Raw genomic sequence first — 642 nt, forward strand, 5'->3', positions numbered from 1 at the left:
TGGATCGACAGCAGGCGATCGCCGTCGTCATACGCATAATCCTGCCTCGCGTCGGCATTGAGTTTGGCCAGCAGCCGGCCAATGCTGTCGCGCTCGAATTCGGTGCGGCGTTGTGGCCGCTCGCCGCGTTCGCCGTAGCCGGTTTCGTCGACCTGGGTCAGATGCCCGCCCAGGTTGTAGCTGAAGCGCCGGGTCAGGTTGTCGATGCGCTTTTCTTCGATCAGCCGGTCGGACGCATCGTAGGCGAACTGGTACGCCGCGTTGTTTTCGTTGATCAACGCGGTCAAACGAATCGCCGCGTCGTATTCGTAGCGGATGCGCTGGCCCTTGGCGTCCTGGCGGCTGCTCGGCAGGCCCCGGGCGGTGCGTAGCAGACGCGTGGTCTGGCCTTTGCCGTCGGTGTGCGTCAGTACCTGGCCGAGGGCGTTGTAGGTGAACGATTCGCCGCTGCCGTCCGGGTGATGGATGCGCAGCACTTCGCCGTCGGGTTTGCGTTCCAGCGTGGTGGTCTGACCCAGCGCGTCGGTGACGGCGACCAGGTGCTGGCGCTCGTCGAAGCGATATGTGGTGGTTTTACCCGAGCAATCCTGGAAGCGCTCGACCTGGGCCAGGGTGTTCCACCACAGGTATTTGGACTTGTGG

General features: G+C 63.9%; 1 pseudogene. It reads right to left on the reverse strand.

Features of this window, described 5'->3' with window-relative positions:
• Window positions 1-642: pseudogene (locus tag D8U69_RS01475) on the reverse strand (RHS repeat protein); the annotation flags it as partial.

Source organism: Pseudomonas sp. Sample_16, assembly GCF_004307665.1.
Classification (GTDB): domain Bacteria; phylum Pseudomonadota; class Gammaproteobacteria; order Pseudomonadales; family Pseudomonadaceae; genus Aquipseudomonas.